Below are 26,063 nucleotides of genomic sequence, written 5' to 3' on the forward strand. Positions count from 1 at the left end.
AATTTTGTTTTGATTTTTGTTGATTCGTACGACTTAGATCAAATCTGTAATCGGAAAGTGCGGGAACACTTTCCGATTTTTTGGTTTCGGCGGTGTTCAATTCATATTTTATTGGTTTTGGTTGCTTTCATATATGCGTGTTTAAGGCAAAAAAACATTATATGTAAGCTGGGTTATACTTGTTTATCATTGTTGGTTATTGACAATGGTTATGATGTCATCCTTTACCGTATAGCTAAATGGGGTATGCTCCTGACAAATCCTTAAAATTTGATCCAAGGATTCCTTGGAGAAGGTTCCTGTAAACTTTTTCTCGTTCAATTGATAAAATTGATTGTTGATGGTCACATTAAAATGTCGTTCCAACTCTTTTATGATCAATTCAAACCGATCGTCCACAAAAAATAGCTCTCCCTTTGTCCAAGCAGTGTACTTGGATACATTTACCTGATCCACAGCAATTGCACCTTCCGTAAAAACCGCACGGTCACCGGAGGCCAGAATAATGGGCTGTTGACCTTCTGCATTGTTTGATTTGTACACCCCCACACTGCCCTCTACCAATACCGTGGAAGTGTTGTTTTCATTTTTATAGCTGGAAACATTGAATTCTGTGCCATATACGCTAGTGTTCATATCGTCTGTGATTACGGTAAAGGGCCTGGTTTTATCCTTTTCAACAGAAAAATATGCCTCCCCTTCCAGATACACATCCCTGGGTTTTCCTTTTAAAAAGATAACAGGATACCTTAGTTTGGACCCGGAATTTAGAAAGACATGTGAGCCGTCCGACAGTATCAATTCAAACTTCTTCCCAAAAGGAACGGACAATTGGTTATAGGATACATTCTCTGTTGCAGTGATGCTTTCAGCGTTATACAATAAGGTATTCTGTTTCTGATTTACGATTTGCCGTCCTTCGGTATTGGTTATGATTCCAGAAGATGTGTCATCCAATACTTTAATGGTACCATCCTCCAATTCCAATGTTATACTTGGCTCAGTGACAACAATTGTTTTTTCGGTTTTGTTAGGTGCTACAGCAAGAAATATTAGATAAGCGGTTCCAATCAATCCAACAAAAAGTGCTGCTATTTTTAAGACATAGTTTCTTTTTAAGCGATGCTGTCCCCCGCGTACATAGAGGTTGTTTTCAACACCTTTTCTACGTTGGATAACATTTTGCCATATGGCATCAAAGTCTTTTTGGGGAAGTTCTTCAATATCAAAATCCAGTAATTGTATAAACCGTGATGCATTTTGAACAATCTCTTTTTTTTCCGGATTTGAAGCTAGCCAGTTATCCCAAAAATTTGAGGTCATTTCATCCGGGTCTAAAACCCATTTTTGGAAATATTCATCTTTTATAAAATCTTCTTCCTTATAGTTGGCGTACTTCATCTAGTTAAATAAGTAATGGGCGAACACCCTATTTTTTAATAAGAGAAGAAAATCCATTTTTTACCCCACAAAAAAAGAATTATTTTTCAGATAAATTAGTAACAATTTGATTTTCAAAATATTAAATTATTCAATCTATACTAAAAAATTAAATTGACGAGGAGTGTAATCGCGGTGTTCAAGGTTTCATCTGGACCATAAATGGTATAAAATATCAATCAAGAAGAAGGGATATGGCCAAAAATGGCAAGGTGTCCATGTGTTTTCTTAGAAACTGAATGGATCTGCCCATTAGTTTATAGGCGCCTTTTTTGCTCAAGGACATTATTTCGGCAATTTCAACATAGCTTAGCAGGGCATAATACTTTAGATATATAATTTCTTTTTGTCTATCGGTAAGTTTCTGTATGGCTTCTTTCAGTTTCAATTGCTGTTGGTCAAACACCTGCTTTTCGGCCAAACTGTGCTCGATGGAATGGACAACATTGCCTCCCACGTTCACTTTCTGGGCTTCAATGGATGTAGTTCTTCTCTGCACTGCTTCAGAAATCAATTTTCTTCTAAGTGATTTGAAAAGATAAGATTTTATGGACTTTACGTCGCTTAACCTATGCTTGGTATCCCATATTTCAATGAATAAATTTTGAATACAATCTTTGATCAAGCTTTTATCCTTCACCAACTTTAAACCATAATTGTAAAGCAAAGAAGCATTATCCCTGTATATTCTGGCAAAAGCAGCTTCACTACCAGCTTGGAATTCTTGCCAAAGCTGGGAATCCTCAATTTTAGTCTCCTGAGCTGATTTGGAGGCATACTTCTTGTCTGCATTCTCCGAAAAGTGTTTTGGTTGGTGTACGGGTTTTAAAGGCAAAATAGCTAGCAGTAGTGAGTTTTCATTGTGAAAGTTACAAAAATTATTTGCTGAAATTATTGGTTTTATGAGCTCATATTTTTCCTATAAGCCGACGGTGTTATCCCCTCGAACTTTTTAAAAGCACCATTGAATGAGGATAGGCTACTAAAACCAGAATCAAAAGCTATGGCGGATATGGTGTACTTGCTATTTTCGTCATCCAAGAGCATTTTTTTAGCCTCTTGAACCCTATAGTAATTTACAAAGTCATTAAAATTCCGCTTGGCATATTGATTAATTACCTCTGAAGCTTTTTGGGTACTTTTACCCACCAATTTACTTACACCGGAAAGAGACACGTCCGGTTCAAGACATAATTTATCCTCCACAATCAGTTTAGAGATTTCATTAAATAGTGTCATATCATCATTCTTTTTAAACGTATTGCCATCAACATCCGTTACCTTCAGCTGAAACGCCTTAATGCTTAAAAAATAAACTACCGCTGAATACATTATGGGACCTATGATATATGGAACGGCATCTTCTATAATATTTAGAAAGTAGGATATCCAAATAACAATAAAACCAACGATTAATAAACTCAACCAAGAAAGTATTGCCTTTTGGGATTTTGTCTGTAGTTCTTTGGCATAGTTTTTCTTTACCCTTTTTACCGTACTTGCAGCCATAAAAATGTAAAAAGCAAAATGGAGATAAATAAAAATAAGAACACTTCCAAATACAATAATAACCTGTTTATCATTGGTCTCGAACCAATTTCTGGTCACAAAAAAACTAGCCGAAAAGATGATGAAAAATGGTAGCAGTTCTAAAAGATAATGACGTGGCAATCTAAAATTTGCATGGGTCATTGCCACGTAATACCATCGTAATAAAGGGCCTATCAACAATAGAAAAGCCAAGCCTGCAAAAATAAACAATGGTTCCAAATCGTTACCAAAATTCAACATTACTGACTTGCCAATTCTAAAGGCCATAAAGACCAGAATTAGTGCCAATAGGTAATTGGCCAGCTTTTTTTTCTTTTTAATAAAGCATAGATAGATAGCAAATGCTATCCCATGTAAAAGGCCTGCACTACTTATAATAACAAGAAGAATATCCAAAAAACCCAAGCAGCTGTTTTCTCAAATGTACCTATATTTTTTCGCTTTCCGATTCACATTTTTTAGCAAAAGAAACCAAGCTTATAAGTTTTGGGAAATCACCCAGGTCACCTTTCATAATGGACATGATTCCATGTTTGGCCATCAACATCCTATCCACGGATTTGTTGTCCTCATATATGGTCTTAATCATTTTCTTTGCCTGCTTTTTGCCATTTTTCTCAAAGTCCAAAAGTACTTTCATAGCATTTTCCTCCGCGGTCAACTCCCTATGTTTTGGGGTATATCCCATTTGCTGGATCATACGCTCGGCTAAAGTCCACGTGGACCATGGGTTTTGACCAGTAATCAGATTTTGGTCATGACTCACGTTGTCCAAATACATGCTACCTTCATCAAAATTAGCGCCCTGTTCCACCATTTTATCTTGCAGTAGAAATGGAAATATGGTTCTTGCATCGGAAATTAGCAGTAGTTCCTCCTTGTTGGTAAATCCGCTCACCGTTTTGTTTTCCAAAAGAGGTTTTCCGTTATCCAACTTAACATTCACCAAGGCAGATGGCCCATGACAGACCGCGCCCACAACTTTGTTGGATTGGTAATAGTCCCTTACCAAGGATTGAATGGCCTCATTATCCGGAAAATCGAACATGGCTCCCTTCCCACCAACAAAATAGACAGCTTCATACTGTTCCGGAACCACATTTTCCATTGGAATGGTATTACTTGTTTTGAACTGTGCAACGGAATCATTTAAAAATGCAAAGTCAAAGGCTCCCATATCCTCGTCATCAATGACCACTGGAGGTTTCCCTCCTTTTGGGCTTGCAATATCCACCTCAAAGCCGTTGGCGGTAAAAATGTAATAGGCCCTGGCCAGCTCTGTAAGTTCATAACCTGTAGTTTTATCACTGTTTCCCATCATATCCACACTGGTCACCACCGCCAATATTTTGCCTCTCTGTGGAACAATGTTCTCAGATACGTACGGAAGGTCCTTTACCTGGGTCAGTTCCAGATTCTTATCAAATGGTGGAATCAAACTTTTGAGCCAAAACCAAAAGCATACCACAAAAACAATAACACTTACAATAAAAAGGGATGTCCATTTAAGCACCCGATATTTTTTAAACATGATCTATTTTTTAAAAGTTTGGGCTAAATAAGGGCTGGAAACCGACAAAAGCTGTCGAAATGATAATTCCGTCAGCATAAAAATCATTCAGTAATTAAAAAAACCTTCCATTAAAGGTTAATGGAAGGTTCAGAAGGTAATTTTTATATGTCGATTATTCTAAGCCCTCACCAAATTCTGTTGAATATTATCCGGAACCGCTTCAAAAGAAGAGAATACCGAATTAAAAGTGGCCTTGCCCTGAGTCAACGACCTCAGGTTTGTAGAATAACCATAAAGTTCAACCTCTGGGGTATTACATTTTAAAATCTGATAGCGGTCCGCATTGTCTATGCCAAGGATAACAGACCTTCGGGACTGTAGGTCGGTCATTACACTGCCTACCATTTCTTCGGGTACTTTTACCGTTAATTCTCGAATGGGTTCCAACAGTTTAGGTTTAGCATTTAGAAACGCCGCCTTAAAGGCATGCGCCCCTGCAATTTTAAAGGCAATATCATTCGAATCTACGGAATGCATCCTTCCATCGTAGACCATCACCCGCACATCCCGAATATATGAACCTGTGAGTGGACCCGATTCCATTACCTCTAAAATTCCCTTTTTAATGGAGGGCAAATAGCGAAGGTCAATTACCCCTCCCACTATACAGTTGTAGAAAACCAATTTACCGCCCCAGGGAAGCGCCACTTCTTCTTTACCCCTAATATTGAACCCCTCGGGTTCGGGCATTCCCTCATACCAGGGCTCTATTTTTAGGTGCACTTGGGCAAATTGCCCCGCCCCACCCGATTGTTTTTTATGACGATAATTGGCCGTTGAAGAACGTTTTATGGTTTCCCTGTACGCAATCTTTGGTTGTTCAAATTCTGCTTTTACCCCATAACCATTTTCAAGTATCCAACCAATGGTGGCCAAGTGCAGTTCACCCTGACAGCCCAAAATCTGTTGCTTCAGTTCTTTGGAATAGGTTACCACCACCGTTGGGTCCTGACTATGGATTTTCTTTAGGGCATCACTCAGTTTTTCTTCATCAGCTTGCTTTAACGCCACCACAGATTTACTGGTCCTGGGCTCAGGATAGGTTATAGGTCTTATGGTCACCTGATGCCCTTGTTGATAGAGTGTATCATTGGTTTCGGTATATTTTAATTTTAACGTAGCACCTATATCCCCTACCATAAGTTTTGAAACCGGTTCCCGTTTTTTTCCATCCATAATAAAGAGCTGGTGTAGGATTTCGGTCTCTCCGGTCCGAGAATTTACCAATTTGTCATTGGCAGTGACTACACCTGATTTCACTTTAAAGAACGTTAGCTGTCCCAGGTTGGGCATATGCACCGTTTTAAAAACGAACAAGGCCGTTGGAGCTTCTGTGGTACGCAAAACAGTTTTGTCCTCCACACTTTGTTCTGGTTTTAAATCTGCAGCAGCAGGAGCCACATTATCAATAAAGCCCATTAACCTGCCACTACCCATATCTTGAAGTGCCGATACACAGAAAACAGGGAAAAGCTCATGATTAAGCATACCCGCTTTAATACCCTGGCGCATTTCGTCCTCGCTCAGTGTTCCCTTCTCAAAAAACAGCTCCATCAAATCCTCATCGTTCTCCGCTGCCTTTTCTACCAGTTCATTGTGCAATTGGTCTGCAAGTACTTTTTGATCTTCTGGTATGGGTGATTTTTCGGGCTTTCCACCTTGTGGTGGAAATTTATAGAGTTTCATTTTCAACACATCAAGTATGCACTGGGCCCCATCAATCACCAGAGGGTATTGGATTTTAACCGCATTGTTCCCCACCAACTCCTTGATCTCCTTAAAGCTATCCTCAAAATTGGCATTCTTATGATCTATTTGGTTGACGACAAACAATGTGGGTTTGTTATAATGATCTATGTGGTTCCAGATAATCTGTGTACCTATTTCCACCCCATGCCGGGCGTTTATTACTGCAACTATGGTATCCGCCACCCTAATGGAAGAAAGCATTTCACCAATAAAATCATCTAGGCCCGGAGTATCAATGATGTTGATCTTGTAATTCCGCCATTCGGTGTGCAATGGGGTAGCAAAAACAGAAGCACCTCTTTGGTGCTCTATTTCATGATAATCCGATACTGTATTTTTACCTTCCACCGTACCCCGTCTGTTGAGCAGTCCTGCCTCAAAAAGCATGGTTTCAGCCAAGGTGGTCTTACCGCTGTTGTGGGCACCCACAAATACAATGTTCTTTATGTGTTTGTCATCATATACTTTCATAACCATAAGTGTTTAGCATATAAAAATCCCAATTTCTTTGTTTTTAAAACATGACATTTAGCACCTCTTTATCTGAAATAAAAGTGCTGCCGACTTAAACAGGAGTTAATGTGAAATTTGGGATTATTGGATTCATTATCAAGATAATAAATATCTGGTCATCGTGCAATCTGCATCATTTTATTAGCAGACCGTCTTAGTAGCTGAAAATAAAAATGATAAAATGCAACATCACAATTTACCCATAGCAATTATAGGTGCAGGTCCGATTGGTTTGGCCGCCGCTGCCCATTTGACCAAAAGAAAGATGCCGTTTATTCTCTTTGAAGCAGGTAGCTCCGTTGGGCGTAATTTCCAATCTTGGGGGCATGTTAGGGTGTTTTCACCTTGGAAATACAACATTGACAGTACCGCAGAGGAACTACTATCTGAAACGGATTGGATTTCTCCAGATAAAGAGCATCTACCTACTGGAAATGAACTTGTTGAAGAGTACTTTAAACCTTTATCGGAGCATCCGTTCATATCGCCCGGAATCCATTTAAATTCCAAAGTACTCTCTATTGGCAGAAAAGGGTTCGATAAAATGAAAACTTGGGGTCGTGAAGAAAAATCTTTTTCCATTAAAGTAGAAGAAAATGGAGAAATTAAATATTACGAAGCAAAGGCAGTAATAGACTCATCCGGTACATGGAACCAACCCAATCCCATTGGTTCCGGTGGTGTTTTTGCCGAAGGAGAACAAGAATTACAAAACCATATTTTTTATGGTATCCCCAATGTAAAGGGCGAAGCTCTTGAAAGATACAAAAACAAAAATGTGACGGTTGTTGGAGGGGGACATTCCGCTATTAATGCACTGTTGGATTTGGCAACTGTTCAAGAAGAATACCCGAAAACACAACTGAATTGGGTATTGCGAAAGGACAACATGCAAAAAGTCTACGGGGGAAAAGAAGATGACGCTTTGGAAGCCCGTGGAGCCCTTGGAATCCGTATCGAGAAATTGGTAGAGAGCGGAAAGTTGAATGTGTTCACTCCTTTCCAAATACTCAAATTGACCAAGAATGAAAAAGGGATTCAAATTGAAGGAGACCTAAATGGCAGCATGGAAACTATTGCCAATGTGGACGAAATCATAAGTAACACAGGGTCACGCCCAGATTTGGATATAATCAGGGAGGTTAGAATTGATTTGGATTCTTCGCTTGAATCCGTTTTTGATCTAGCAGAGCTTATCGACCCAAATATCCATAGTTGTGGAACGGTTAGGCCCCATGGCGAAAAGGAATTGCGTCACCCTGAAAAGGACTTCTACATAATTGGTTCCAAAAGTTATGGCCGCGCACCTACCTTTTTAATGGCCACCGGTTACGAACAGGTACGTTCCATTGTTGCCTATTTGGATGGAGATAAGGAAGCTGCCGAAAGAGTAGAATTGAATCTTCCACAAACGGGAGTATGTAGCTCCAATTTAGGTGAGGGAGTTGCCTGCTGTGGACCTGAAGAGGAAACTGCAGAAGTAGAAGGAAGCACATGCTGCAATTAATGCATCAATTTTTAAGTCATACGTCTTAAGTAATAGAAATCAAATACAATAACAGATAAATATAAAGTAATGAAAACAAGACAAGTAAAAGAAATCGTGGAAGTTCAAGATGGTGGATGCTGTGGTCCAGCTCCAAAAATGGAAACTACCGCTCCAACCTCATGTTGCGGTACCGACCAAGTACAGGAAGAAAAACCTGTAGCCAGCGGTGGATGTTGCGGATAGAAAATACCACATTAATCAATAAAACAAAAAGCTCCTCTTTTAGAGGGGCTTTAATTGGTAGTGGGGTAATGGCATTTGCAGGTCTTGGCGATGCAATATTGTACCCACTACTCCCAGTTTATGGCAAGGATATGGGATTCTCCGTATTTTTTATAGGGGTGCTATTGTCCATAAATAGATTTGTGCGGATACTGTCCAATACCTGGATTGCCACTATCATTATTAGATTGGGCATGAGAAAAGTACTGATTATTACCTCAATATTGGCAACTATCACCACATTCTTTTATGGGCTGAAACTTGGGGCAATCAGTTTTCTTATTGCCCGCATCCTATGGGGCTTGAGTTATTCGGGTTTAAAGATTTCCACACTAAATTATGCCGCCAACGCTAAAGAGAAATCGGGATTGGCCTTTGGGCTTTCAAAAAGCATTCAAACACTTGGGACATTTTTTGTTCTATGGTTTGGCCCGGTTCTTATTGCTCAACTTGGTGTTGGCAACGGTCTTATAACTGTTGCCTTTGTAAGTTCAATGGGTATTGGACTGGCCATTTTTCTGCCAAAAAATGAAAAGAAGCAAACGGAAAAGGTCCGTACAAGCAAAACCTTTTACCCGAGTACATTGAACCTACTTGTCTTTGTACTTTCCATTGCCATTGATGGTATTCTAGTGGTAGTTTTGGCCCAATTACTGGGGAATTCCTATTCCGAACCGGGAGGATTGTTGGCCGTGGTAGCTTTTTATTTATTGCTCAAACGCCTATTTGTGTTCTCCATATCCTTTCTTGGAGCTTATATTTCGCTTAAGATTTCTCCCAAGGTTCTTTTTAATGTTTCAGTGGTTCTTTGTGCCATGGCATTATTTCTAATAGCAATGGGTTTTGTGACCTTTGGAATCCTGCTCGCCTTTGTTTTCAATCCAATTATTGTAACATTTTCACCCATGGTAGCAATGCAACAGGAGCAAACAAAGGGCAATACCCTGCAAGCCATATCGAGCATAAGTACTTGGTGGGATTTTGGAGCCGCCCTGGGTGCGTTCATGGGACTCTTTTTAATAGAGACGATGAGCTCTGAGCCGCTATTTTTATTGCTTTCAGTATTTATTATAATTTTGTTTATCAATCATATTTTCAAAAATGCAAGGACAAATAGAACAGCTGTATAGACCTCTGTTTTTATATGTAAAAAAGAGAGTTAACAGTCAAGAGGATGCGGAGGATATCACCCAGGATGTTTTTTACAAGCTGTCCAAATCAAAAACGGATGCGGTCGATAATGTGAAGAGCTGGGTCTATACCATTGCAAAGAATACCATTACCGATTATTATAGAAAAAAAAGGCTGGCCACCAACGATTTGGAAGATACCGTGCCTGCAGAGGAATACAATGAGGAAAACGCAGCGGAGGAGCTGAGCAAGTGTGTCACCGTTTTTGTCCAAGAGCTTCCCGAAGAATACCGCTCTATCCTTACACTTTCAGAATTGGAGGAAATGTCCCAAAAAGAGATTGCCGAAAAGTTGGATATGAACTACGTTACGGTGAGGTCCAAAATCCAAAGAGGACGCAAAAAACTCAAAGAACTGTTCTCAAAGTGCTGTAGCATCAAACAGGGTGGAAAAGGGAGTATATTGGAATACCACCAAAACTCCACCTGTGATGAGGACAGTGGATGCTCCGGCTCATGACCTGATCTCATTGCCTACCTCCTTCCCTATCCATCTGCATCATTTATGATCTGATTCGTCTATTTGGGAAACAAAATCAGACTCTATGAAAGCGTCAAAATCCTATAGCAGCAGATACCAAAGAGAAAAAATCCAAGAGTATTTACAAAAGGGAGCCCTTGTCGTTGACGTGCGTTCCAAAAGAGAATGGGAGGCCGGTCATGTATCCGGCTCCCGTCATATCGAATTCTCTAAAATTCCCGGTCAATTGAAAGAACTTAAAAACCTGAATCTGCCAATCATCACGGTTTGCGTAAGTGGTATGAGGAGCGGTCAAGCCATGAACTATTTAAAGGAAAATGGATTGGACAGCATCAATGGTGGTAGCCGGCAAAACGTGGCTAATCTGGTGTCCTAAGATGATTCAATAAATCCCTTCAAAAAAAAATCGCCATTTGTGCATCATTTCCTTACCCCTTCGTCTATAACTGATGAACAAATTATTAATTAAAAAATTCCGAACATGAATTTAAGTTTTAAAAAAGTACTCTTTGGCACCATACTTTTGTTGATGGGTAACCTTGCTATTGCACAATCCACTTGCTCCACAGGAGATAAAGATGGAGAAAAATCCGCCAAAAGCTGTGAAAGTAAAGTGGCTGAGGCCGGTGAATCAACCTCAGGATGTTCCCCTACAGCTTGCAGGGGTGCAAAAACAAAGTTTGGTGAGGCAAAGGTGATCAGCAATTTAAGATTGGAATTGATTGATCTTAAAGCTGGGATGGAAAAGTCCGCTGTTTCTACTTTTGATTCAAGGTCTTATGATATTCACGGTATCATTGGGCAAACCGATGATGAAAGCCTGAACATCATTATCAAAGAGGTCAAGATTGTAGAAAAAGAAATTGCCCAAAAATTGAACAAAAGGCTCGCCGAGTTTCAATTACCTGATAGCAAGGCCAAGCAGATACAATACTTGAGCAACCGTATCAAAGGCCTAAGAGCGCTTCTATAGTATTATTTTTAATTTGTTTTGGACATAGAATCTCCAACATTCTTTTGTTGGGGGTTCATGTCTATGAACACCACCTTTCCTAAAAATGACTTTAAGAAAAATAATAAGCCTATCCATTGCCTTGAGCTTTTTGGTTTTATTGGTTACGGGCATATTGTCCTATTTTCAGGTGTACTCCCGTACCGTGGCAACCTTGCATACCGTTTTCGGAGGATTGTTCGTTATTGGGGTTGTAGCACATCTTAACAACAACTTTAGGTCCTTAAAACTGTACGGCAAGTTTAACCTTTTACTGCCCATTACTCTGGTTTTGGGTCTTTTGTTTTTTGCAGCCTTCTATCAACTAAAACCTTTTAAGTCCATGATGGATTTTGGGGCCAAACTAAAGGCAAGCTCCGGCAAGGAAGTCAATCTGTCCGAATATTTGGTGTTGGAAATGGGTCAAGAAAAAGATATTGGAATCACCATTGACCTTTTGCGGTCGGAACATTATTGGCATCCTCAAATGGCTGTTTGGACCGAAGATTCCGAAGGAAACTATCTGGAAACCATTTTTGTTTCAAAGGCTACCGCAAGAGGTCTGTTTTTTGGCGGCCGTAGCAAGGAAAACTTCAGGACTTTTGATGAAAAAAAAGATGCTGTCGGGGATTATAGAAGGGTAAATGCCCTACCGGTTTGGTCACATAAGAGAGGTGTGACCTATGCAGATGGAATGTATGTTCCAACAAACAAAAACCCTCTTCCTGATGCTATTACAGGTGAAACCTTGATTGATAACTTTAAGTTATTAACTTCGGTGAAACGTTCAGATTCCTTTGTTTTAAAGATGGAAATCAACGTGGCTTTCGATGACAACGAATACTATTCCGAATATGATTTTCCGGATGACGAAGTCTATCACAATGGAACAGGACAGTTAGGGCAGCCTTCCATAATTTTTGAGGCCCCAATCGATATGAACGATGGCAAAAAATACTACCTGATGGAATTGGTGGGACATGGACATCACTCCGGTCAAACCGGGGAAATATATTCGGATTTATCAACCTTGACCACGGCAAAACAAATAGTTGAGCGCATTGTGGTGGGTGTAAATCCAAACAAAGAACAGCAACAAATTGCTAGCACCAACAAATAACAACATGGATATTTTTGACAAATTACCAGAGAATTACCAACATAAATTCGCTCGAACCAATCCACATATGCTCAAAAATATGTTTGGGGCGACTGACCTTGCTCCTTTCTGGATCGCGGATATGGAATTTCCCATAGCAGAACCCATTTCACAAGAAATTAAGCGTATTGCCGACAGGGGAATCTATGCGTACGAATTTGATGCCCATAATGTATTTGCCTCCATTGTGGACTGGAATAAAAAACGAAACGATTTGGTTCTGGACCAAAAGAACTTTGTCCAAGTAACAGGGGTGCTTACTGGAATAGCGGTACTGATTCGGGAACTCACCCAAGCTGGGGATGGAATTCTTATTCAAACACCTGTTTTTCATCAATTCGCACAGCTTATTAAATCCGCAGGAAGGAAAATCGTTTCAAACCCTCTAAAAATAGTCGATGGCGCCTATAAAATGGACGTTGATGATATGGAGGAAAAGCTACAATCAGGAGCTGTAAAAATGATTTTGCTGTGCAATCCACATAATCCCGTAGGGCGTGTATGGACCAAGGACGAACTTAAAAAGATTTCTGACCTTGCCACAAAATATGGTGTCCCCTTGGTCAGCGATGAGATACATTCCGATATCATATTTGAAGGTCATAAGTTCCAGAGCATTGTTTCCATTGATCCAGAAAACCATATTGCTTTATTGGGTTCTCCAGCAAAAACCTTTGGCATGCAGAGCATTTCCAATGGCTATTTGTATATTCCCAATGAAACACTGAGGAAAAAAATCAAGGCCGTTGTGGGCTCCATGCATTTAAACCATGGCAATGCCGTGACCACCTTTGCCACCATTGCCGCTTTTAAGCATGGTGCGGAGTGGCTCGATGGCCTGATCGCATATCTGCAAAGTACTATAAATTGGATAGACCAGTTTTTAGCAGCAGAATTGCCGACAGTAAAAATGTCCCGGTGGAAGGAACGTATCAAATATGGCTCGATTTTAGGGAAACTGGCCTCACCCAAAAGGAACTGGACGGTCTTTTGACCCAAAAAGCGGGATTGGCCCTTACGCCCGGAATCTGGTTTGGAAGGGACGGTGAACTGTTTATGCGAATGAACATAGCTTCTCCCCTGTCCCGCATTCAAAAGGCCTTTAAAAGTTTAAAAACAAACCTCGATGAAGGTATATGATACCATAATCATCGGCGGTGGACAGGCGGGCCTTTCCGTGGCCTACTTCCTTAGAAGGCACAAGGTCGACTTTTTGATTCTGGACAACCAAAAAAGCTCCGGAGGTTCATGGTTACATACTTGGGACAGTCTACGGCTTTTCTCTCCAGTGCAATACAGTTCGTTATCTGGTTGGCCCATGCCACAAAGTGAGGATGAATATCCTCTAAAGGATGAACTGATACAATACCTTGAGGCCTACGAAAAACGATACGATTTTCCCATACACAGACCTGTGACGGTAAAAAGCGTGATCAAAGAAGGTGATTTGTTCAAAATTGAAACCGAAAATACAATTTATCATTCCAAAACCGTGGTCAGTGCCACAGGGACGCATGGAAATCCTTATGTGCCGGTTTATCCCGGACAAGATTTGTTCAAGGGCCAACAATTGCATTCGTCCCAATACGTAAATCCCGATGAGTTCTCCGGAAAGAAAGTCCTTGTTGTTGGAGGAGGAAATTCCGGGGCCCAAATTTTGGCAGAAGTCTCAAAGGTTGCAGAGACCGTTTGGGTAACCTTGGAAACCCCTTATTTTCTTCCTGAGGAAATTGATGGCAGATACCTGTTTGTTGAGGCCACGAACAAGTTTCTTGGTAAGAAGTCCACGGCGACGCCAAAAAAGGAAAACGGTAAAATCTCGTTGAGTAACATTGTACAGGTGGCGAGTGTGAAAGAAGCACTGCAAAGGGATGTGTACCAATCCAAAAAGCCCTTTTCTTCATTTTATGAACATGGTGTTACTTGGCCCGACGGAAGCAAGGAAGAATTTGACGCCGTAATCTGGTGTACGGGGTTCAAGGCCAATCTTAAACATTTGGATCCCTTGCAGCTTCCCCAAAACGGCCGGATTGCTGCAAAAAACACACGCTCCGTTCAAGAACCCAACCTATGGTTGGTGGGCTATGGCAGTTGGACAGGCTATGCCTCGGCCACCATCTACGGGGTTGGAAAAACAGCGCGACAAACCGGGTTGGAAATTGCCCAGACCTTGCAGATCGTATAGTACATCGCCCACTTAGAAGGAAAATGCATTTAAAGTAATAAAATCAATCTTTTCCGGGATTCTTTGGTAAAACCTCTTCAGGAAATGGGAAAAGAATAGTGGAATTTTTTTCTGAGGCGATATTGGAAAGCGTTTGATAGAGCCTCAGTTTAATGGCCGACGGAGACTGATCTATTTGCAGACCTGCCTCCAAAAGTTTGGCTGCGGCCTGTTCCTCCGCTTCTGCCAATATTATACGGGCCCTTCTGGAACGTTCTGCCTCAGCTTGGTTGGCCATCATTCGTTTCATGTTTTCGGGCAGTTGGATATCCTTTATTTTCACATCTATAATCTCAATGCCCCAATGATGGGTCTCGGTTTCCACGATGCTTTTGATGTTCTTACCCATTTCCTCCCTTTTGGACAAAATGGTATCCAACTCTACTTTACCACATACATCCCTAAGCGCTGCCTGAGAGAGTTGGGTAATCGCAAAATCATATTCCTCTACCTCCAAAACGGCTTTTTCAGGATTATTGATCTTAAAGAACACCACCCCATCAATGCTCGAAGGCACATTGTCCTCCGTCATGACCTCCTGGGATGAAATATTAATGGTAATAACACGAATATCCACCACTTGAATGGTCTCTACCAATGGAATGATCCATCGAAAACCCGGTTGAAGGGTTTTAACGTATTTTCCGAAACGGAACTTAAGCGCCCGCTTATACTCAAAAACGATTCGTATTCCCGCCAAGAGAATGACACCCAAGAAAATACCGAAGAACAATGGTGGGTTCATTTTTTTGTTTTTAGATTGTGAATACTGTTGGAAAATCCCTTATTAAGTTACGAAAAAAATGGGAGAATATTAGTTAAATAACTGTAAATCAATAGTACTGCAAGTTTAAAAAGGAACAAAGTTCAGTTGTGACCAGCCAGCTTTTGGAAACCAACGGAAACTTTGGCAGGTTATGAAGAGTGTTAAATCAAAAGAGCCTTTCCCTTTTTTACACCAAAATTTTTCGCATTTCCTCAATTAATAGTTCAATATCTGCCTCAGTGGTGCTCCAATTGCAAATTGCACACCTAATGGCATATCCACCACCATAGGTTGTTGGTGTCAGAAACACTTTTTTATTGGCATTGAGTTTTAGTAGAAAATGCTCTGTGCTTATATTTTGTGAGGCTGCGACCTTAAAACAAATTGTATTTAAATTGACCTTGGACAGCAATTCAAAATCATTGGATTCTTCTATAAAATCACCCAGCATTTTTGCCTGTCCACAATTCTGTTCTATAAATTTTTTGTGCCCGTTTTTTCCGTAGGTCAAAAGTGAGAACCATATGGGCAACGACCGCCATCTTCTACTGGCCTGTGGTGTTAAATTGATTAAACTGAAGTCCCCTAAGTCCTTAACATAGGGCGCATTGCCATTTTGAAAAACTTGCTGCTGTAGATCAATTCTCTTGGTGAACTGAAAAGCGGAATCATACGGAATATTCATCCATTTATGGGCATCTATGGTAATGGAATCGGCCAACTCCCAACCACTGACCAAATGCGAATAATTATCGGTACAAGCGGCCAACCCACCAAAAGCACCGTCCACATGATGCCAAAAATTATAATGTTCCTTCAGCTTTTCTATGGCCTTAAAATCGTCAAAAGCAGTAGTATTGACCGTGCCCGCGCTTGACAACACAATGGCCGGTTTCCCATTCAAGGATTCCAGTTTTTCTCCCAGGTCATTTACATCTGTACATTCAGAGTTGGGCAAGGTTTTTACTTTAATCAATGAATCTCTTCCTATTCCCAAAATTGAAAGTCCTTTGTACGAGCTGGAATGTGCATTTGCACTTAGCACATTTATTCTTTTGATGCCATACATACCATTTTTGGCAATATCAATACCCAATTGCAGACCGTACCATTGTCTTGCCACTGCCAAATTAAGCATGTTGGATACTGTAGCTCCGCTTACCAATGTCCCTGTAAAACTTTTGGGGAGTTTAAACAGTTCCAATAGCAATGCCATGGTGTTTTTTTCATGTTCGGAGGCTACCTGCGATGCCGGACTAACCTGATCATACACACTTGTGAGCCAATCCCCGGCTATTGCTGCAGGTGTGGCCCCACCAACAACGTAGCCAAAATATCTTGGCCCCGCTGTACCCGAAATATAGGGCTCATATTGATCTTTAAATAGTTTCAGGGCTTGGTCAAAACCCAACCCTTCTTCAGACAACCCTTGATCAACATCCTCTGTAAAAGGGATATTTGGAGGGATGGAATCTATCTTGTCAAGAAAAGAAAGGGCTTCTTTTAATGTGGTGTTCAATATCTGTTTGGTTGTCATTTGCCAGTTTTTTGCAAAAATATCCTATACCCATGACAAAGGTGTGTCATAGGTGTGTTGCCACTTAGTTTTTTGAAACCAACGGAAACATCCGCTGCAAACTGGGCATCCTGAGCCAAAGCGCCAGCCAGATCACTATTCCAAAAATTACGGGGAGCAACATGTTGAACATGGGATCCTGATTTATCATGTGGGTGGCAACTGCGCCGCCCAACCAGGCGGTGAGCAATACTGCTCCAATAATGGCCGTTCTGGGAATGGCATACAACAGTGTGCTCACAAACAGTGCTATGCCCAAACAGAGCACCGAAGATTCTGCGTAGCCCAATTTTACAGCTTCGGTGACCGCGTCTTCCGATTGGAAAATATTGCCAGCGGCCCCCATAAAAAACAATAGGACGATCAACCCCTGTAGAACGTACGAAGTCCATAAACGGGCCTTGGAAATTTTGTGGTCTGTTGTCATTTTTTGGTGTTTTAGAAGGTTGCGGTTCCCTACTAAAATACAAATAACCAGTCTATTACGCTCCAACTTTGTAAAGGCACGCCTACTTCTTTTCCCCCACGCGTTACATTCCCCACAAATTGTATATTTGGAGTATGAACGTCCGTCTTACCAAGGAACAGAAAATTAAGGTCTTAAATTCTGTTGATGTCTACTTTGTTATGCAGCAGATATTGCTGCGCGAAAACAAGATCCGCCGCAACCAAGAACATTTTTGGGTGGTGGGGCTCAATACCAAAAACAAGATCCTTTTTATAGAGCTGATCGGCCTTGGTGCGGTAAACCGGGTAAATGCCGACCCGCCCGATGTGTTCCGCATGGCCATTTACAAACTGGCCGTAAAGGTGATCTTGGTGCACAACCACCCCAGTGGCTCCGTGGATGCCTCGACAGGGGACCATGAGTTTACAGACCGTATGCTAAAGGTGGGCAAGCTGATCAATATTGAGGTTGTGGACCACCTGATCATTACCGAGGACGGTTATACCAGCTTTGCCGACAAGGGGATCATGGACGAACTACGAAAGTCTGGCCTGTTTGAGATCATGGGGCCCGAAAAAAAGGAGTTGGAACAATGGAAGATCGATACGGAAAAGAAAAGGGCCATTAAACAAAACAAACTGGAGATTGCCAAAAAGATGAAGGCCGACGGTGTTGATGCTGAAACTATTAAAAAGTATACGGGCTTGACGGATGCTGCGGTGAGGAGGTTGTAGAGGTTTGGTTCGCTTAGAAGGTACAGTTTGATTTGGAGGATGTGGATCATTGTTTTTTGTATTTTCTGTATAAGAACATGATTTCGGACTAGTGAGAATATTCAGCTCTAGTTATTGATACAAATACCATCATTTTTTAAACACAAGAGGTTTGACACCTAATAAACTCCTTATCACATTAACTTCTTTTAATATTTCCTCTTTATCTTCTGACCAGCTTTTATAGACCTTTTCGTACTCGATTCGTCCATCGGATTGCTTTGAAATCTTTGTTAATAGATCTTCTATATTCCTTGCGTTTGTAAATATGTCATAGGCTTGTTCAAGAGAGAAATCATAAAACCTTATTAAATCACGTATCATTTTGATTTTTTCGAATTCCTGCTGTTTGGTGAACTCCTCTATTCTTTTTGATTCTTCTAAAATTACTTCTTCCGCTTTGTCTCCCGAGACCTTCGAAATAATTTCCTCTAGATATCTTTTCAATGTTGTGTTTAAGTTTGAAAGCGTTTTTACCTGATTAGATAATGAACTTATTTGTTTTTTATCTTTTCTAGAATGTATCATGTCTCTAAATAACCCGGCCCATTGCTCTTTTAACCATGTTTCAATTTCATTATGATTCTCAAAATGAAATACTGGATTGTTTCTGGGTTGTTGTAATATTTCCTCAATTAAATAGAATACATTAATTGAATCTACATGGGCATATTCAACATCTGGGTTCTTCCGATTTCTTCTGAACGTTTCAAATTCTGCATTAACCGATTTTTCAACTAAAATATATGTGGGAATTTCTTTTTCAATAGCGGTTAAGTATTCTTTTTTTGTAATACTTTCATATCTGGTATGGAAGGTTTTAGGCAAGTCCTTTGGTTGATCACTTGATGGACTTCCATATCTTCCTCCAATTATAATTACAAAAATATCAGAGTTATTCACCTCATGATAACATGATTCATCTAATGGTGTATCAGGATTATATGCAATATTTCCTTTTTCGGACAAAATAGAATCATATCCCAACGATTGGACAAAATTCTCAATTGAGGCCCTAATATGTTTCATGTCATAGTACGTGGAGCTTACAAAAACTCTTGGCTTTGCCATGCGTAAACTTTTAAGTGTATTAGTAATTATAATTCATCCCGGAATTCTATATTGATAGAACCTTATCGCAAAGAATTAAGATTTATTTATAGCAATATACTTAATAAAATAATACAAAGTTTTCCTACTTTTAAGAAGCACGTTTTTTAATCTCCGCAAACAATTGTTGGTAGGTTGTTGCCTTAGCACTAAAGTGTTGTGCTGTGGCCCACCGAGGCCTTCACTTCTGTATTGGCTTTTTTAGCGGTAACATCAGAGTGCAATGATGAGGTTGCCGTAAAGGCGAATGTTATAAATTATGGTTTGGTAAATCAATTTATTGAATTATCCGTCTTTTTTTGGGCGGGAACAAAATTTCTTGTTTTTTAATGTACTTTTAGGCTAAATTCATCATCAAAAAAATGCCATGGTCATAAAACCATACCTGTTTATACTGGTTGCGTTTTTTACGCTGGCAAAATCTGCTGCACAAAACCCCGAAGACTATACTTTTTTTGATGACCTGATCGGACTAAAAACCACCAAATTACATAACGGCCTACATTATTATAATGCATTTAAAACTACGGAGGACAGGCATAATTTTTTTATGTCTCCCAGCTATATTGCAGGAAGCGTTGATTATGATGGTTCAAGCTTTTACAATGTAGACCTAAAGTATGATCTTTATAAAGATGTTCTGGTCAGTAAGGCCGAGGGCAACACCAATTTTGTGGATGTGCAACTGATCCCGGAAAAGGTTTCCAGTTTTACGGTACATGATCGGCATTTTATAAACACCCATTCCCTAAACCCAAAGAACAATGCCGTTGGCGGGTTTGTGGAGCTTGCGTTTTCGGGCAAACAGGTATCTTTCTTGATCAAAAGATGGAAAGATGCTTCCAAAACCATCGAGTATAGAACAGTGACCCATCTTTTCACGGAAAAATCCACTTATTATCTTTTTTATGATGGTATGATCCGTAAGGTCACATCGCCCAAATCGTTGGTAAAACACTTTCCAGAACATAAAAAGGCCATACGGTCATTTATCTCAAACCCCAGAAATAAATTGCCCAATGGTGCATCCAAGGAAGATGTTTTGATAAATATTATCGCGTATATAGATTCCCTATTGGCCACCAACATAAAATTGGACCAATAAATGAGAAAGCTATTCTTTATTTGGGCATTTGTGTTCGGTGCATCTTTTGTAAATGCTCAAAACACAGAGGGCATTACCATTTTCTTTGAGGACAAAACCCTTAAAGAGGTACTTCTTGAGCTCGAAGAAAAAACCAATTTGTCGTTCTTCTTTTCAGAGGAGTGGCTGGACAATACCAGAATCAACAAAAGATATACCAACAGATCATTGGAAGAAATTCTTACCGATCTGTTTGAAGGGCGCTCTCTTAACCATTTAATATTTGACCATAAAGTAATACTCACAAACAACAGTGTTATCCACAAAAAACTGCCCGCCAACTTTTTTGATGAAAACAAGACACAAGACGGAACGGAAAACGAAGCGGTCTTCTATAACCAGTACCAAAAAGAAAATGTGATTACCGTTGGCAAACAAGTTGAAGGTTCGTCAAAAGAAACGTATTCCCTTTCGGGCATTGTTACCAGTGATAACAATGGCGAGCCGCTTAAGGGGCTCAATGTTTTTGTGCAGGGACACAATGCGAGCACCACTACCGACAATAATGGGTATTATGAGCTTTTGGTACCATCTGGCCTGATTACCTTGAGGACCCATTTATTGGGGTTCAATGATGAGGTCAAGGACATATTGGTGTACGGGGATGGCTCCGTTGACATAAGTGTATCCGATTCGGCAGTGCAATTGGACGAAGTCGTTGTTGAATCCTCCATAAACGACAATGTAAGACAAGCCGAGGTAGGGGTTGTGGCGTTGGATGTTGCTGGTATAAAGAATATTCCGGTGGTCTTGGGAGAAAGGGATGTGCTCAAGGTCGCCATTTCGTTACCCGGAATCCAGACAACGGGAGAAGGCGCTGCCGGGTTCAATGTGCGTGGCGGACGGGCCGACCAAAACTTGTTTCTTTTGGATGATGCGGTCATTTATACCCCATCCCATTTTTTGGGCTTCTTTTCTGCGATCAATCCATTCGCTACAGGTTCGGTTGATATTTACAAAGCCAGCATTCCGGTAAAATATGGGGGTAGGTTATCCTCTGTTTTTGATATAAAAAGTAAAGAGCCCAATTATAAAAAGTTTTCGGGTGAAGGCTCCATTGGGCCCATAACAGGGAACCTAAGCTTGCAAATTCCACTGAAAAAAGAGAAATCTTCACTCACCGTAGCTGGTAGGGCAACATATTCCGATTGGATCTTGCGATCGTTGGATGAGGAAGACTTGAGCAATAGCCGTGCTTCTTTTTATGACGGGATCATAAAATACGACCATATCATAAATGATAAAAACAAACTGCAGGCGACTGGCTATTATAGCGATGATCGGTTCAGTATAACCTCAGACTCCATTTTTAGTTACAATAATGTGCTGGCATCCATAAAATGGTCCCATTTGTTCAACGATAAAAACAAGGGAGACCTTATTGTGACCAATAGTCAATATACCTACGGCATAGAATACGATGCCGAATCGAACGGAAATTTTGATTTCGATTACAAGATCAATGAGTCACAGGTTAAATTGAACATGAAGTACCTACACAGTAAAAAACACACGTTTGACTATGGTGTAAGCTCAAAATTATATCAAATTGAACCTGGAAACATTCAACCTCTGGGGTCTGAATCCATTGTTACACCCAGGCAGCTGGAAAAGGAAAAAGGACTTGAATCTGCCGTTTATTTTTCAGATCTGTTTGAGGTAAACGACAGACTTCTCTTAAATCTTGGGCTTCGATATTCCATTTTTTCCGCTTTAGGGCCAAGATTTCAAAATGTATATGCAGAAGGATTGCCCAAAAGTGAATCCTCATTGATCAACACTTTGGAATTTGACAACAATGAGGCCATCAAAACCTACGGAGGTCCAGAATTTAGATTGTCCATGCGATACTCCTTGGCTCAGGATATGTCCATTAAGGCCGGTTACAGCAGTACCATCCAATACATCCACCTATTGTCGAGCAACACTACCATTTCTCCTACCGATATATGGAAACTCTCTGATCTGAATACCAAACCACAGCGGGCAGGTCAGTTTTCGCTTGGATTGTTCAAAAACCTTGATGATGGTAATATTGAGCTTAGCCTGGAAGGATATTACAAAAGAATGGACGACATTTTGGACTATAAAGTTGGTGCAGAGCTGATATTGAATGAAAACATAGAACAACAATTGCTGCAAGGCGAAGGAAAGGCCTATGGAGCCGAGTTCCTGATCAAAAAGAAAAGGGGGAACCTGAGCGGATGGTTGGGGTACAGCTATTCAAGAGCCATGTTGAAGCTTAACAGTAATATTCCACAAGAACGCATTAACAATGGAGCGTTTTTCCCTGCAAATTATGACAAGCCCCACGATATAAGCCTGGTCATGAACTACAAACTCACCAAGCGTTACAGTCTTTCTACCAACTTTGTTTATCAAACAGGTAGGCCCATTACCTTTCCAGTGGGCAAATTTACCTTTGGAGGAAGCGAACAAGTGGCTTACAGCGATAGAAACCGATTTAGAATTCCCGATTATTACCGTTTGGATCTAGGTCTTAACATTGAAGGTAACCACAAGACCAAAAAACTTGCACATAGTTTTTGGAACATTTCGGTATACAATGTGTTGGGGAGAAATAACCCATACTCTGTGTTTTTTATCAATGATCAAGGAAACATAAAGGCCTATAAGACCTCAATATTTGCAATTCCTGTCCCAACAATAACCTATAATTTTAAATTTTGAGCTTACACAACACATATAGGATTATTGGAGCTGTTCTACTGCTTGTTTGCGGTAGTTGTAGAGAAGAGTTTGAAATAGACTCCGTAACGCAAGGTCTTGAACGCTCATTGGTGGTAGAGGCCACGATAACCAATGAGCTAAAACACCAGGAGATACGATTGTCACGTACCGTTGCATTGGATGCAACCGATCAGGAAATAGAGAACAATGCCACAGTAACGGTTGTTGGCAGTGATCAAAACAGCTTTACCTTTTCCCAAAATGAAGCGGGAATCTATGTATCGGATATTGCTTTCGGTGCCCAGCCCAATACCACATATAGTTTACAGGTGACAACGGCTAACGGTGAAAAATATAATTCTTCAGATGAAGGTCTATCCCCCTTTGTGGATATTGACAATCTTTATGCTGAATTAGTGGCGGGCGAAGATGGAAAGGAAAAGGTGCAAGTTTTTGTGGATGCGGATGGCTCAGAAAGCGGAGCAAAATATTTTAGATATGAGTACGAGGAAACCTATAAAATTGTAGCGCCATTTTATTCGGACAGTATTGCTACGCCCACATCCCCTACCGGTGACTTTTCAATACTGTTATCACCAAAAGATGAGCAACGTGAGGTTTGTTTCACCACTAGAAAATCGCTGGAGTTCATACAGACTGAGACAACGGGGTTGGAACAGAACATTATTTCGCGTTTCCCTATCAGGACCATTGAAACGGATGATAGCATTATAAGGACCCGATACAGTATTTTGGCCAGGCAGTTTACACAGAGCATAGAGGCATTTACATTTTATCAGATTTTGGACGAGTTGGGCAACAATGAAGATCTATTGTCTGAAAGACAACCTGGGTCTATTCCCGGAAACGTTGAAAGTGTTGATAGCAATACAAGTGTAATCGGCTTTTTTGAAGTGGCCTCCGTAGCTTCAAAAAGAATCTATTTTGACCATAAGGATTTTGGTATTGAATTTGTCCCATATTTCTTTGCTTGTGATCTACTTACCTTGGACAGTTCAAATTCATCGGATTGGGAGGAATTGAGGGCCAAACTTCTGTCATCAGAGTACATCTTTTTTACTCGAGATTTTATTGGCACGGATTGGTCAATTGCCAATCGGGAGTGCGGTGATTGTACAACTTTTTCTTCGAATACAAAACCAGATTTTTGGGAGGATTAGATATGAAGAAAATATATTTCATAGCAGTTTTTCTAATGTACAGCATTGCAAGTTTTGGTCAAGTGGTCAAAACTGAGGTAAATACAAGCGACTTTGCACTGGACAAAGAGAAGACAATTTTGCAGACCAATACCGACTTTTTGCTCGCTGGGGAATACCTCTACTATAAACTTTCTGTTTTTGCGGACAGTACATATAGCAACATCAGCAAGATTGGATATGTGGAGTTACTTGGCGCTGATTCAAAAGTTATTTTTCGACACAAGCTGAAAATAATAAACGGAAATGCTTCAGGTGATTTCTTTATTCCCAGTGAAATTAGAACCGGTCACTATAAGCTAATTGGTTATACGTACTGGACTCTGAACAATTTTCAAGGTCAATTTTATACCAAAGATGTTTTTATTGTAAACCCATTTTCTTCGGGCACTCAAAAGGTAAGGGATACCATTAATCCGATTGAAATTTTAAAAGGGGTTGCTTCCGATTCAATTACAAAGAGTGAAGGAGTTACCATTGCTACTTCAAAACACATTTTTGAAAGCAGAAAACCTGTCAATATCACCATAAAAGCTCCCGAAGACCTAAAGAATGTTGATTTTAGCCTATCTGTCAGAAAAGTGGATTCCATAAAAGTGGCTTACACAAACATGGAAAATGACGTTGCCATTGCACCCGATATGTTATTTATTCCTGAGCTAAGAGGAGAGCTGATAACAGGGAAAATTTCAAATGTAACAGGCAATGGCAAGCTGGAACGTAAAAGTGTTGCGCTTTCAATTCCAGGAAAGGACTATGTACTTAAGATTTCAGATACCGATAAAGAAGGCCGTTTTCTGTTTAATGTCAATGAAAACTATAGCAGTTCCATTGGCATTTTTCAAATATTGGACAGAAACAGGGATGAGTTTACCTTAGCATTGGATACAATCAATTACCTGAACTATGGTGCATTTAGCTTTAAAGAATTAAAAATTGACCCAGAATTAAGAACATACTTTGAGTACCGAAATATTCAAAATCAGGTCGACAATGCATATTACAAACAAAAACAGGATAGTGTAATTCCCCCTAATCCCAATACACCCTTCTACCATCCCATGGGCATAGAATATGTTTTAGATGATTATGCCAGATTTAAAACAGTCAGGGAAACATTTATTGAAATAATCTCTCATGCAGTTGTAAAAAAAGAAGGGGAAACATATCGTTTTCATATTCGTTATGGCAATGAATTGACACCTGACTACGACCTTATAAACTACACTCCCTTAATATTAATAGACGGTGTAATCATACAGAATCACAACGATTTGGCCAATTACGACCCCACTAACATTCGTAAAATAACACTTGTCACGGAGGAATATTTTTATGGGTCTAAATTGTATGGAGGAATCATAGATGTTACCACCCTTTTAGGAAATTACCTCCCAGAATATAAAGGAAAGTATTTATTGAACACCCCCCTTCAAAATCCTATATCCAAGAAAAAATATTATCAGCCAGATTATGGCAAACCAAATGTCAAAAAGCGAACACCAGATTATAGGAGGCAATTATTGTGGATTCCAAGCATAACATTTGCTAACGGAAAAACGAATTTCAGTACCTATACTTCTGACAATTTAGGCGTATACGAGATAAAACTACAAGGGTATACCCCTGGAGGGAAGTTAATTTCTACCACACACCATTTTAAAGTGGAATAATTACTGTCTTTATTTTTAGA

23 protein-coding genes are annotated in these 26,063 nt (G+C 40.1%); 14 read left to right on the plus strand and 9 right to left on the minus strand.

Features of this window, described 5'->3' with window-relative positions; all coding sequences use genetic code 11:
* Nucleotides 1-186: 186 nt before the first annotated feature.
* From ACOQO1_RS04950 to ACOQO1_RS04970, 5 genes are all read right to left on the minus strand, one after another.
* Complete coding sequence (locus ACOQO1_RS04950) at nucleotides 187-1,401, minus strand: FecR family protein (RefSeq protein WP_420601754.1); 1,215 nt, start codon at nucleotides 1,399-1,401, stop codon at nucleotides 187-189.
* Nucleotides 1,402-1,615: 214 nt separating this feature from the next.
* The gene (locus ACOQO1_RS04955) at nucleotides 1,616-2,275 is read right to left on the minus strand and encodes an RNA polymerase sigma factor (RefSeq protein ID WP_420601755.1); all 660 of its coding nucleotides are present in this window, start codon (nucleotides 2,273-2,275) and stop codon (nucleotides 1,616-1,618) included.
* Nucleotides 2,276-2,340: 65 nt separating this feature from the next.
* On the minus strand, nucleotides 2,341-3,258 hold the full coding sequence (locus ACOQO1_RS04960) for a helix-turn-helix domain-containing protein (RefSeq protein WP_420601756.1): 918 nt from the start codon (nucleotides 3,256-3,258) through the stop codon (nucleotides 2,341-2,343).
* A gap of 160 nt (nucleotides 3,259-3,418) precedes the next feature.
* A complete protein-coding gene (locus ACOQO1_RS04965) occupies nucleotides 3,419-4,522 on the minus strand; it encodes a type 1 glutamine amidotransferase domain-containing protein (RefSeq protein ID WP_420601757.1) in 1,104 nt (367 codons plus the stop codon).
* A gap of 159 nt (nucleotides 4,523-4,681) precedes the next feature.
* The gene (locus ACOQO1_RS04970; RefSeq protein ID WP_420601758.1) at nucleotides 4,682-6,784 is read right to left on the minus strand and encodes an elongation factor G; all 2,103 of its coding nucleotides are present in this window, start codon (nucleotides 6,782-6,784) and stop codon (nucleotides 4,682-4,684) included.
* Between the two features lie 223 nt (nucleotides 6,785-7,007).
* Between ACOQO1_RS04970 and ACOQO1_RS04975 the strand changes: the two genes are divergently transcribed.
* The 9 genes from ACOQO1_RS04975 (at nucleotide 7,008) to ACOQO1_RS05015 (ending at nucleotide 14,603) form a co-directional block, all read left to right on the plus strand.
* Entirely contained in the window at nucleotides 7,008-8,333 is a 1,326-nt protein-coding gene (locus ACOQO1_RS04975; RefSeq protein ID WP_420601759.1) for an NAD(P)-binding domain-containing protein, read from the plus strand.
* A gap of 69 nt (nucleotides 8,334-8,402) precedes the next feature.
* A complete protein-coding gene (locus ACOQO1_RS04980; protein ID WP_420601760.1) occupies nucleotides 8,403-8,558 on the plus strand; it encodes a hypothetical protein in 156 nt (51 codons plus the stop codon).
* Complete coding sequence (locus ACOQO1_RS04985) at nucleotides 8,546-9,727, plus strand: MFS transporter (RefSeq protein WP_420601761.1); 1,182 nt, start codon at nucleotides 8,546-8,548, stop codon at nucleotides 9,725-9,727. The genes ACOQO1_RS04980 and ACOQO1_RS04985 overlap by 13 nt, the downstream gene beginning before the upstream one ends.
* Entirely contained in the window at nucleotides 9,699-10,247 is a 549-nt protein-coding gene (locus tag ACOQO1_RS04990; protein WP_420601762.1) for a sigma-70 family RNA polymerase sigma factor, read from the plus strand. Before ACOQO1_RS04985 ends, ACOQO1_RS04990 begins: the two co-directional genes overlap by 29 nt.
* Before the next feature lie 85 nt (nucleotides 10,248-10,332).
* A complete protein-coding gene (locus tag ACOQO1_RS04995; protein WP_420601763.1) occupies nucleotides 10,333-10,644 on the plus strand; it encodes a rhodanese-like domain-containing protein in 312 nt (103 codons plus the stop codon).
* A 105-nt stretch (nucleotides 10,645-10,749) separates the two neighbouring features.
* The gene (locus tag ACOQO1_RS05000) at nucleotides 10,750-11,241 is read left to right on the plus strand and encodes a hypothetical protein (RefSeq protein ID WP_420601764.1); all 492 of its coding nucleotides are present in this window, start codon (nucleotides 10,750-10,752) and stop codon (nucleotides 11,239-11,241) included.
* Between the two features lie 85 nt (nucleotides 11,242-11,326).
* A complete protein-coding gene (locus tag ACOQO1_RS05005; RefSeq protein WP_420601765.1) occupies nucleotides 11,327-12,379 on the plus strand; it encodes a DUF4405 domain-containing protein in 1,053 nt (350 codons plus the stop codon).
* Nucleotides 12,380-12,383: 4 nt separating this feature from the next.
* Nucleotides 12,384-13,412, plus strand: coding sequence for a MalY/PatB family protein (locus tag ACOQO1_RS05010; RefSeq protein ID WP_420601766.1), 1,029 nt, complete (start codon nucleotides 12,384-12,386; stop codon nucleotides 13,410-13,412).
* A 132-nt stretch (nucleotides 13,413-13,544) separates the two neighbouring features.
* Nucleotides 13,545-14,603 (plus strand): ArsO family NAD(P)H-dependent flavin-containing monooxygenase, encoded by a 1,059-nt coding sequence (locus ACOQO1_RS05015; RefSeq protein ID WP_420601767.1) that lies wholly within the window; start codon nucleotides 13,545-13,547, stop codon nucleotides 14,601-14,603.
* A 43-nt stretch (nucleotides 14,604-14,646) separates the two neighbouring features.
* Here the strand turns inward: ACOQO1_RS05015 and ACOQO1_RS05020 are convergent, their stop codons facing one another.
* The 3 genes from ACOQO1_RS05020 to ACOQO1_RS05030 all read right to left on the minus strand — a co-directional run bounded on the left by ACOQO1_RS05020 (nucleotide 14,647) and on the right by ACOQO1_RS05030 (nucleotide 17,411).
* Complete coding sequence (locus ACOQO1_RS05020; protein ID WP_420601768.1) at nucleotides 14,647-15,387, minus strand: slipin family protein; 741 nt, start codon at nucleotides 15,385-15,387, stop codon at nucleotides 14,647-14,649.
* Between the two features lie 208 nt (nucleotides 15,388-15,595).
* Nucleotides 15,596-16,945 carry a pyridoxal phosphate-dependent decarboxylase family protein gene (locus tag ACOQO1_RS05025; protein ID WP_420601769.1) on the minus strand — a complete coding sequence of 450 codons (1,350 nt, stop codon included), beginning with the start codon at nucleotides 16,943-16,945 and terminating at the stop codon, nucleotides 15,596-15,598.
* A 64-nt stretch (nucleotides 16,946-17,009) separates the two neighbouring features.
* Nucleotides 17,010-17,411 carry a DoxX family protein gene (locus ACOQO1_RS05030; protein ID WP_420601770.1) on the minus strand — a complete coding sequence of 134 codons (402 nt, stop codon included), beginning with the start codon at nucleotides 17,409-17,411 and terminating at the stop codon, nucleotides 17,010-17,012.
* Nucleotides 17,412-17,545: 134 nt separating this feature from the next.
* Here ACOQO1_RS05030 and ACOQO1_RS05035 point away from each other — a divergent pair, with 134 nt between their 5' ends.
* Nucleotides 17,546-18,166, plus strand: a complete 621-nt coding sequence (locus ACOQO1_RS05035; protein ID WP_420601771.1) for a JAB domain-containing protein — start codon at nucleotides 17,546-17,548, stop codon at nucleotides 18,164-18,166.
* A gap of 129 nt (nucleotides 18,167-18,295) precedes the next feature.
* Here the strand turns inward: ACOQO1_RS05035 and ACOQO1_RS05040 are convergent, their stop codons facing one another.
* Nucleotides 18,296-19,276: a DUF4062 domain-containing protein gene (locus tag ACOQO1_RS05040; protein ID WP_420601772.1), complete on the minus strand. Its 981-nt coding sequence runs from the start codon at nucleotides 19,274-19,276 to the stop codon at nucleotides 18,296-18,298.
* Between the two features lie 406 nt (nucleotides 19,277-19,682).
* Between ACOQO1_RS05040 and ACOQO1_RS05045 the strand changes: the two genes are divergently transcribed.
* The 4 genes from ACOQO1_RS05045 to ACOQO1_RS05060 are packed head-to-tail and all read left to right on the plus strand — an operon-like array spanning nucleotide 19,683 to nucleotide 26,043.
* Complete coding sequence (locus ACOQO1_RS05045) at nucleotides 19,683-20,420, plus strand: hypothetical protein (RefSeq protein WP_420601773.1); 738 nt, start codon at nucleotides 19,683-19,685, stop codon at nucleotides 20,418-20,420.
* On the plus strand, nucleotides 20,421-23,150 hold the full coding sequence (locus ACOQO1_RS05050) for a TonB-dependent receptor (RefSeq protein WP_420601774.1): 2,730 nt from the start codon (nucleotides 20,421-20,423) through the stop codon (nucleotides 23,148-23,150).
* A complete protein-coding gene (locus tag ACOQO1_RS05055) occupies nucleotides 23,147-24,331 on the plus strand; it encodes a DUF4249 domain-containing protein (protein ID WP_420601775.1) in 1,185 nt (394 codons plus the stop codon). The genes ACOQO1_RS05050 and ACOQO1_RS05055 overlap by 4 nt, the downstream gene beginning before the upstream one ends.
* Nucleotides 24,319-26,043 (plus strand): hypothetical protein, encoded by a 1,725-nt coding sequence (locus tag ACOQO1_RS05060; protein ID WP_420601776.1) that lies wholly within the window; start codon nucleotides 24,319-24,321, stop codon nucleotides 26,041-26,043. Before ACOQO1_RS05055 ends, ACOQO1_RS05060 begins: the two co-directional genes overlap by 13 nt.
* Nucleotides 26,044-26,063 lie beyond the last annotated feature (20 nt).

The sequence above is a fragment of the Flagellimonas sp. genome (genome assembly GCF_965222555.1).
Lineage (GTDB): Bacteria > Bacteroidota > Bacteroidia > Flavobacteriales > Flavobacteriaceae > Flagellimonas.